We start from the raw sequence: 7517 nt of genomic DNA, 5'->3' as shown, positions 1-7517 counted from the left end.
TAGAAAAAACAGTACATTTCCGTATGTTTTTTAATCAACGCTAACTATCCGTCTTCGCTTCGCTTGTCGGAACTCGCTTCGCTCGCCATTCAGGATATAACTTCAGCGTTTGAAACGATTTTCGCAACCCTTAGAACGTTTTGTTCAATGTTAATTGTCCGGTCAGAATCGAAGATAAAATATTAGATTTGGCCTGACACAGCTTTGGCACAGATCCTCTCCCATTTTGACACTTCCGCCCTGTGACAGAAGCGGAGGTTGAACAACCATCTGTGCGATCAAAATATAACAATATTTTGAAGGTGCAGCGGGTATCACTATCTTAAAATATGATATGTAAGAGGATAGGGGGCTGTGAGGAACCCAGATGGGATTTATCGTTGATGGAGCCAAGCTGAGATATCCGTTATGAAGAGACCAATAGCGCACAAAAATGATCGTCTGCCAGTGCCGAAAACGAATCACTTTACGCTTGAAGCGAGGCAGCGTGTTATCAATGGACTTGTTGCGACGGCTAAAGCTGACTTCGTATCCTTAGTTAGCTGGCTGAAAACAGGTAAACAGAATGGTGAACCTATTCCGTTAGATAAATGCGAAAGTCTTCGAACTGCTATTCTTAATCTTGGGACCCTTAAAGCTGGTGTACAAACCGACTGGAAGCAGGTAATCCAGTTGATGTGACCTGCTCCCCGTTGATTAGTACACCCCGATGTTAGTAATGTCTTCATAAGCCACATGAGAACATCCCCATGAAGAAGCGTTTTTCCGACGAACAGATCATCAGTATTCTCCGCGAAGCCGAAGCTGGGGTACGGAGGACGGTTGTGGCGCACGTCTTCGGTGAACGCACTCTGGCCACACTGGAGCGTCTTCTGAGCCTGCTGTCGGCCTTTGAGGTCGTGGTATGGATGACGGATGGCTGGCCGCTGTATGAACCCCGCCTGAAGGGAAAGCTGCACGTTATCAGCAAGCGTTACACTCAGCGCATTGAGCGACATAACCTGAATCTGAGACAACATCTGGCAAGGCTGGGACGGAAGTCGCTGTCGCTCTCAAAATCGGTGGAGCTGCATGACAAAGTCATCGGGCATTATCTGAACATAAAACACTATCAATAAGTTGGAGTCATTACCCTTTTTTCAACTTCTGATGGATGCGAGTGATTGAACTCATACATTAATGTTTTCCCACGAAGTCTTTTTTCAGGTAAGCCTTCGCACATATCGGTAAATAGCTTGCCTGCTTTTATTTTTTCTGTCATCGACATGTTCATTTTTAACATTCCGTCCTGATAAGTTGGTCGGATAAGGCGCTCGCGCCGTATCCGACATTAATTTCTTAAGCGACTTCATTCACCTGGCGACGCAGCAGGGAAAGTGGGCCGGGGCCGCTAAGCGTGAACACGGAAATTAAGGTGAAGCCCAGCGCCACCAGACCCAGCACCAGGTAAGCGCCCTGGAAACCGATGCTTTCATACATATTGCCCGCCAGAATAGACATAAAAATCATCGCCAGTTGCTTAAAGAAGCAGAAACAGACCAGATAAATCGTCGCTGAAAAACGCACTTCAAACTGGCTGGTAATATATTTAAAGCAGCCCACCAGCAGGAACGGTACTTCAAACATATGCAGCGTTTTCAGAATAACCACTTCCAGTGCTGAGGTAGCGAACGATGAGCCAATAATACGTACTGACATAATAGTGCCAGCCAGCAGCAGGGCGTTTTTCCCACCGATGCGATTAATGATCAGTGGCGCAAAAAACATAATCGAGGCGTTAAGTAATTCGCCCATTGTCGTTACGTAGCCAAATACCCGCGTACCCTGTTCACCGGTAGCAAAGAACGAAGTAAAGAAATTAGCAAACTGTTGGTCAAAAACATCGTAGGTGCAGGAAACGCCAATAACATACAGTGACAAAAACCACAGTTTTGGCTGTCTGAACAGTTCCAGCGCCAGCTTAAGGCTAAATGCCGAATGGTTGGCACCTACCGCATTGGCAACCGTGGCAGAAGAGGGCGCATCCGTTTTGGCGAAAAAGAGTAAAACGGCGAGGATGAATGCACAGCCAGAACCCAGCCAGAAAACAAACTGATTATTGATGGTGAACATGATGCCGACAATCGAGGCACACAGCGCCCAGCCAACACAGCCAAACATCCGCGCGCGACCAAATTCGAAATTACTGCGACGGCTGACTTTCTCGATAAATGCCTCTACTGCTGGCGCACCGGCGTTAAAACAAAAGCCTAGATAAATACCACCAACAATCGATCCTACTAAAATGTTGTATTGTAACAGTGGCCCGAAGATAAAAATAAAGAACGGCGCAAACATCACTAACATGCCGGTAATAATCCACAGCAGGTATTTGCGCAGCCCGAGTTTGTCAGAAAGCAGACCAAACAGCGGTTGGAATAATAGCGAGAACAGAGAAATAGCGGCAAAAATAATACCCGTATCACTTTTGCTGATATGGTTGATGTCATGTAGCCAAATCGGGAAAAACGGGAAGTAGGCTCCCATGATAAAAAAGTAAAAGAAAAAGAATAAACCGAACATCCAAAAGTTTGTGTTTTTTAAATAGTACATAATGGATTTCCTTACGCGAAATACGGGCAGACATGGCCTGCCCGGTTATTATTATTTTTGACACCAGAGCAACTGGTAATGGTAGCTACCGGCGCTAAGCTGGAATTCCGCCGACACTGACGGGCTCCAGGAGTCGTCGCCACCAATCCCCATATGGAAACCGTCGATATTCAGCCATGTGCCTTCTTCCGCGTGCAGCAGATGGCGATGGCTGGTTTCCATCAGTTGCTGTTGACTGTAGCGGCTGATGTTGAACTGGAAGTCGCCGCGCCACTGGTGTGGGCCATAATTCAATTCGCGCGTCCCGCAGCGCAGACCGTTTTCGCTCGGGAAGACGTACGGGGTATACATGTCTGACAATGGCAGATCCCAGCGGTCAAAACAGGCCGCAGTAAGGCGGTCGGGATAGTTTTCTTGCGGCCCTAATCCGAGCCAGTTTACCCGCTCTGCTACCTGCGCCAGCTGGCAGGTCAGGCCAATCCGCGCCGGATGTGGCGTATTGCTCGCCACTTCAACATCAACGGTAATCGCCATTTGACCACTTCCATCAATCCGGTAGGTTTTCCGGCTGATAAATAAGGTTTTCCCCTGATGCTGCCACGCGTGGACCGTGGTAATCAGCACCGCGTCGGCAAGCGTATCTGCCGTGCACTGCAACAACGCTGCTTCGGCCTGGTAATGGCCCGCCGCCTTCCAGCGTTCGACCCAGGCGTTAGGGTCAATGCGGGTCGCTTCACTTACGCCAATGTCGTTATCCAGCGGTGCGCGGGTGAACTGATCGCGCAGCGGCGTCAGCAGTTGTTTTTTATCGCCAATCCACATCTGTGAAAGAAAGCCTGACTGGCGGTTAAATTGCCAACGCTTATTATCCAGCTCGATGCAAAAATCCGTTTCGCTGGTGGTCAGTTGCGGGATGGCGTGGGGCGCGGAGGGGAGTGTCACGCTGAGGTTTTCCGCCAGACGCCACTGCTGCCAGGCGCTGATGTGTCCGGCTGCTGACCATGTGGTCGCGTTCGGTTGCACTACGTGAACCGTTAGCCAGAGTTGTCCGGCGCTCTTCGGCTGCGGTAGTCCAGGCAGTTCAATCAACTGTTTACCTTGTGGAGCGACATCCAGAGGCACTTCACCGCTTGCCAGCGGCTTGCCATCCAGCGCCACCATCCAGTGCAGGAGCTCGTTATCGCTATGACGGAACAGGTATTCGCTGGTCACTTCGATGGTTCGCCCGGATAAACTGAACTGGAAAAACTGCTGCTGGTGTTTTGCTTCCGTCAGCGCCGGATGCGGCGTGCGGTCGGCAAAGACCAGACCGTTCATGCAGAACTGGCGATCATTCGGCGTATCGCCAAAATCACCGCCGTAAGCCGACCACGGATTGCCATTTTCATCATATTTAATCAGCGACTGATCCACCCAGTCCCAGACGAAGCCGCCCTGTAAACGGGGGTACTGACGAAACGCCTGCCAGTATTTAGCGAAGCCGCCAAGACTGTTACCCATCGCGTGGGCGTATTCGCAAAGGATCAGCGGGCGCGTCTCTCCAGGCAACGAAAGCCATTTTTTGATGGACCATTTCGGCACAGCCGGGAAGGGCTGGTCTTCATCCACGCGCGCGTACATCGGGCAAATAATATCGGTTGCGAAGGTGTCGGCTCCGCCGCCTTCATACTGTACCGGGCGGGAAGGATCGACAGATTTGATCCAGCGATAGAGTGCGTCGTGATTAGCGCCGTGGCCTGATTCATTCCCCAGCGACCAGATGATCACACTCGGGTGATTACGATCGCGCTGCACCATTCGCGTTACGCGTTCGCTCATCGCGGGTAGCCAGCGCGGATCATCGGTCAGACGATTCATTGGCACCATGCCGTGGGTTTCAATGTTGGCTTCATCCACCACATACAGGCCGTAGTGGTCGCACAGCGTGTACCACAGCGGATGGTTCGGATAATGCGAACAGCGCACGGCGTTAAAGTTGTTCTGCTTCATCAGCAGGATATCCTGCACCATCGTCTGCTCATCCATGACCTGACCATGCAGAGGATGATGCTCGTGACGGTTAACGCCGCGAATCAGCAACGGCTTGCCGTTCAGCAGCAGCAGACCATTTTCAATCCGCACCTCGCGGAAACCGACATCGCAGGCTTCTGCTTCAATCAGCGTGCCGTCGGCGGTGTGCAGTTCAACCACCGCACGATAGAGATTCGGGATTTCGGCGCTCCACAGTTTCGGATTTTCGACGTTCAGACGTAGGGTGACGTGATCGGCATAACCACCACGCTCATCGATAATTTCACCGCCGAAAGGCGCGGTGCCGCTGGCGACCTGCGTTTCACCCTGCCACAAAGAAACCGTCACCCGCAGCTCATCGCGCAGCTCGCCGTACATCTGAACGTCTGCCTCCAGTACAGCGCGGCTGAAATCATCATTAAAGTGAGTGGCTACATGGAAATCGCTGATTTGCGTGCTCGGTTTATGCAGCAACGAGACGTCACGGAAAATGCCGCTCATCCGCCACATATCCTGATCTTCCAGATAACTGCCGTCACTCCAGCGCAGCACCATCACCGCGAGGCGGTTTTCTCCGGCGTGTAAAAATGCGCTCAGGTCAAATTCAGACGGCAAACGACTGTCCTGTCCGTAACCGACCCAGCGCCCGTTGCACCACAAATGAAACGCCGAGTTAACACCATCAAAAATAATTCGCGTCTGGCCTTCCTGTAGCCAGCTTTCATCAATATTAAATGTGAGCGAGTAACAACCTGTCGGATTCTCCGTGGGAACATACGGCGGATTGACCGCAATGGGATAGGTCACGTTGGTGTAGATAGGCGCATCGTAACCGTGCATCTGCCAGTTTGAGGGGACGATGACAGTATCGGCGTCAGGAAGATCGCGCTCCAGCCAGCTTTCTGGTACCGCTTCTGGTGCCGGAAACCAGGCAAAGCGCCATTCACCATTCAGGCTGCGCGACTCTTGGGAAGGGCGATCGGTGCGAGCCTCTTCGCTATTACGCCAGCTGGCGAAAGGGGGATGTGCCGCAAGGCGATTAAGTTGGGTAACGCCAGGGTTTTCCCAGTCACGACGTTGTAATACGACGGCCAGTGAATCCGTAATCATTGTCATAGTTGTATCCTGCGTGAAATGTTATCCGCTCACATTTTCGCATAACATACGAGCCGGACACATAGAGTGTAAAGCCTGGGGTGCCTAATGAGTGAGCTGACTCACATTAATTGCGTTGCGCTCACTGCCCGCTTTCAAGTCGGGAAACTTGTCGTGCCAGCTGCATTAAGGAATCTGCCAACGTGCGGGGAGAGGTAGTTTGCGTATTGGGCGGTAGGGTGGTTTTTCTTTTCACCAGTGAGACGGGCAACAGCTGATTGCTCTTCACCGCCTGGCCCTGAGAGAGTTTCAGCAAGCGGTCCACGCTAGTTTTCCCCAGCAGGCGAAAATCCTGTTTGATGGTGGTTAACGGCGGGATATAACACGAGCTGTCTTCGGTATCGTCGTATCCCACTACCGAGATATCCGCACCAACGCGCAGCCCGGACTCGGTAATAGCGCGCATTGCGCCCAGCGCCATCTGATCGTTGGCAACCAGCATCGCAGTGGGAACGATGCCCTCATTCAGCATTTGCATAGTTTGTTGAAAACCGGACATGGCACTCCAGTCGCCTTCCCGTTCCGCTATCGGATGAATTTGATTGCGTGTGAGATATTTATGCCAGTCCGCCAGACGCAGACGCGCCGAGACAGAACTTAATGGACCGGCTAACAACGCGATTTGCTGGTGACCCAATGCGATCAGATGCTCCACGCCCAGTCGCGTACCGTCTTCATGGGAAAAAATAATACTGTTGATGGGAGTCTGGTCAGAGACATCAAGAAATAGGGCCGGAACATTAGCGCAGGCAGCTTCCACAGCAATGGCATCCTCGTCATCCAGCGGATAGTTAATGATCAGACCACTGACGCGTTGCGCGAGAAGGTTATGTACCGCCGCTTTACAGGCTTCGACGCTGCTTCGTTCTACCATCGACACCACCACGCTGGCACCCAGTTGATCGGCGCGAGATTTAATCGCCGCGACAATTTGCGACGGCGCGTGCAGGGCCAGACTGGAGGTAGCAACGCCAATCAGCAACGACTGTTTGCCCGCCAGTTGTTGTGCCACGCGGTTGGGAATGTAGTTCAGCTGCGCCATCGCCGCTTCCACCTTTTCCCGCGTTTTCGCAGAGACGTGGCTGGCCTGGTTCACCACGCGGGAAACGGTCTGATAAGAGACACCGGCATACTCTGCGACATCGTATAGCGTTACTGGTTTCACATTTACCACCCTGAATTGACTCTCTTCGGGTGCTATCATGCCATACCACGAAATGTTTTGCGCCATTCGGAGGGGGCACGCCGAAGTGAGATTCAAAATGCCGACGTCAGTTCACAGGTGGGTAATGATACCAACGTGTTGATTCCGTATTTTCACTGACACCAGGATCATCCTGATGTTACAAGGATTGAATGACTACAGATTAAAATAGTCATCAACAGGTTGACAGCATTACCGGTAACCCGTTTCAGCTCTTTCTGGAGACGGCGGATCTCGGCCTGAGCATCTGACTGTTCTTTATTAGTGGAAGAATCCGGACCGTACTTCTTTATCCAGGCATAAAGGCTGTGGGTGGTGATATCGAGACGTGTTTCAACGCTGGAAACAGAATAACCGCGATCAACAACCTGTTTGACTGCTTCAGTTTTAAACTCTTCGGGATAACGCTTACCGCTCATGGGCACCTCTCTTTAAGCCATCTTAAATGACTCTGAGGTGTCTGTTAAACCCGTGGCGATTCAGGTTCGCAATAGGGATGTAATGTTAGTGGCAAAATATTCAGTTGCACATGGTAACAGTCTGCTATTTGCTCAGA

General features: G+C 51.4%; 4 protein-coding genes and 3 pseudogenes. 2 read left to right on the top strand and 5 right to left on the bottom strand.

From position 1 onward, the window contains the following. Positions 1-408 precede the first annotated feature (408 nt). Positions 409-681, top strand: coding sequence for a hypothetical protein (locus ACNQ0W_RS13615; RefSeq protein ID WP_044596735.1), 273 nt, complete (start codon positions 409-411; stop codon positions 679-681). Between the two features lie 128 nt (positions 682-809). Then, positions 810-1118: pseudogene (locus tag ACNQ0W_RS13610) on the top strand (IS1 family transposase); the annotation flags it as partial. 14 nt (positions 1119-1132) lie between these two features. Here the strand turns inward: ACNQ0W_RS13610 and ACNQ0W_RS13605 are convergent. The 5 genes and pseudogenes from ACNQ0W_RS13605 to ACNQ0W_RS13585 all read right to left on the bottom strand — a co-directional run. Next, positions 1133-1273 (bottom strand): annotated as a pseudogene (locus tag ACNQ0W_RS13605) (maltose acetyltransferase domain-containing protein); the annotation flags it as partial. A 65-nt stretch (positions 1274-1338) separates the two neighbouring features. After that, positions 1339-2592: a lactose permease gene (gene lacY / locus ACNQ0W_RS13600; RefSeq protein ID WP_004182120.1), complete on the bottom strand. Its 1254-nt coding sequence runs from the start codon at positions 2590-2592 to the stop codon at positions 1339-1341. A 51-nt stretch (positions 2593-2643) separates the two neighbouring features. Then, positions 2644-5718 (bottom strand): beta-galactosidase, encoded by a 3075-nt coding sequence (gene lacZ, locus ACNQ0W_RS13595; RefSeq protein ID WP_004152287.1) that lies wholly within the window; start codon positions 5716-5718, stop codon positions 2644-2646. A gap of 121 nt (positions 5719-5839) precedes the next feature. Continuing rightward, positions 5840-6922, bottom strand: a complete 1083-nt coding sequence (gene lacI, locus ACNQ0W_RS13590; RefSeq protein ID WP_004152286.1) for a DNA-binding transcriptional repressor LacI — start codon at positions 6920-6922, stop codon at positions 5840-5842. 236 nt (positions 6923-7158) lie between these two features. Beyond that, positions 7159-7380 (bottom strand): annotated as a pseudogene (locus ACNQ0W_RS13585) (transposase); the annotation flags it as partial. Positions 7381-7517: the final 137 nt, after the last annotated feature.

This window comes from Enterobacter cloacae complex sp. 6730903, from assembly GCF_048283985.1.
In the GTDB taxonomy this organism is placed as follows: domain Bacteria; phylum Pseudomonadota; class Gammaproteobacteria; order Enterobacterales; family Enterobacteriaceae; genus Enterobacter; species Enterobacter hormaechei_C.
This window is presented reverse-complemented; position numbering and strand designations above follow the sequence as displayed.

Excerpts from the sequence above, each read along its gene's own strand:
- ACNQ0W_RS13615 (WP_044596735.1), top strand. The coding sequence starts at position 409 with ATGAAGAGACCAATAGCGCACAAAAATGATCGTCTGCCAGTGCCGAAA.
- lacY (WP_004182120.1), bottom strand. The coding sequence starts at position 2,592 with ATGTACTATTTAAAAAACACAAACTTTTGGATGTTCGGTTTATTCTTT.
- lacZ (WP_004152287.1), bottom strand. The coding sequence starts at position 5,718 with ATGACAATGATTACGGATTCACTGGCCGTCGTATTACAACGTCGTGAC.